Source organism: Alteromonas sp. 4NS20-0143, assembly GCF_057542855.1.
Genome location: NZ_BAAJLR010000031.1, coordinates 1 through 649, shown reverse-complemented (window position 1 = coordinate 649; position 649 = coordinate 1). Strand labels below are relative to the sequence as shown.

Annotated in this window: 2 tRNA genes; both read left to right on the top strand. The window is 42.7% G+C overall.

Annotation, left to right across the window (positions count from 1 at the left end):
• Positions 1-23: 23 nt before the first annotated feature.
• Positions 24-99 (top strand) — tRNA-Ala (locus AC27HD_RS18835).
• Between the two features lie 206 nt (positions 100-305).
• Positions 306-382: transfer RNA gene (locus AC27HD_RS18830), tRNA-Ile, on the top strand.
• The last annotated feature ends 267 nt before the right edge of the window (positions 383-649 follow it).

Sequence of the window (649 nt, the reverse complement as noted above, 5' to 3'; positions counted from 1 at the left end):
AATAAAGAACGACACAAGTTTATGGGGCTATAGCTCAGCTGGGAGAGCGCCTGATTTGCATTCAGGAGGTCAGCAGTTCGATCCTGCTTAGCTCCACCACTCTTTACCGCAAACACTTACTTTGTAAGTGGTCGTGATAAATAACTTATCGTCGATGTAAAATCGACTTGTTATTTGTCTACTCGCTAAAGTAAAGAAAGTAAGTCGCTTAGGCGCAGATAAACTGAAGGCTTGTAGCTCGGGTGGTTGCAGCCCTGCCCTCGAATAAGAGCGGTGAGGTCACAATGCCGACCGACTTGTATAATAGGCTTGTAGCTCAGCTGGTTAGAGCGCACCCCTGATAAGGGTGAGGTCGGCAGTTCAAGTCTGCCCAAGCCTACCAATTCTACTTGGTTTTGCTATTTTCAATCGCTGCGATACTCATGTGCTAGCGCACACTGCGTTTCTCGCGTTGAAACTACCTTCACCAAACGAATTGGATGAATGGTTAAGTAGTGTGTCAAATGATAGTGAAATCCTAATGAATATTTACTTTTTAAGTAAGCATTGATTAGGGTTTTTTACCCTAAGGATGATAGTACTGCTTTGGCAGGAAACATCTTATGTTCTTTAACAATTTGGAAAGCTGATATTAATAGTAATCAATCAG